Raw genomic sequence first — 819 nt, forward strand, 5'->3', positions numbered from 1 at the left:
TATCCAGAACGGCAAAAACGCCGAGGCGAACAGCGGCTCCATCGTGGACGGCACGAACCAGCAGTGCACCACCAAAGTGGTGTCAAAGTCGGTGTTTGAGAACTACAGCTGCGACCGGGATGTGGCACAGGTGCAGACGTGTGCACGGACCGGCAGCATTCAGGTCACAGGATCAAAGGAGACTTACACCACTGAACTGGTACTTGATGCTCGTAATTCAACGGCCAACTACGAAGCAGACTACTGGATTCGGTATGACTTCACTGCCCCTGATGACGGTACGTTAACGAGCGGTACATGGGAATTCAGGTATCCCAGATCGCCGGATTATCACGGTAGTCGTCTGGGCTATAGCTTCCATACTTTAGGCAACTCGGTAACAACAAAATACAACTATTCAGGCGGGTTCTCGATCAGTCCGCAGCACGTTTCTAAAGGCCAGGTTGTGTCATTGTTCGTCCATTACGACACGGATGGACACTATGACGAAGGGCGCGATGGCCTGAAAAATCAACTTGAAAAGGGCAATCTGGTTTTGCGCGTAACACTTCCAATGTCTGCGGAGCGTGACACGACCAGCTCACAGGTTGTCTGGAGTGAGTCCTGCGGCTTCGATAAATCAAAGGCTACCGGCACGGCAGGTACGGTGTGTACCGAGCCGGGCGGGAGCCGGACGGTAAATCAGAACGGCAAAGACTTTACGCAGAGCGCCTCCTGCTGGCAGTACTCGGACGCCTATATCGTGCCGGTCAGCTCAACCGGCAACTGCAGCACGCTGATGGCCAACAAAAACTGCACGGTCTCAGCCCGCAGCTGTAC

1 protein-coding gene is annotated in these 819 nt (G+C 54.2%); it reads left to right on the forward strand.

The features are described 5' to 3' along the window. On the forward strand, positions 1 to 819 hold an 819-nt coding region (traN, locus tag CBW22_RS26890), incomplete at both ends, for a conjugal transfer protein TraN (protein WP_254919580.1).

The organism is Pantoea sp. VS1, assembly GCF_002207995.1.
GTDB lineage: Bacteria > Pseudomonadota > Gammaproteobacteria > Enterobacterales > Enterobacteriaceae > Pantoea > Pantoea dispersa.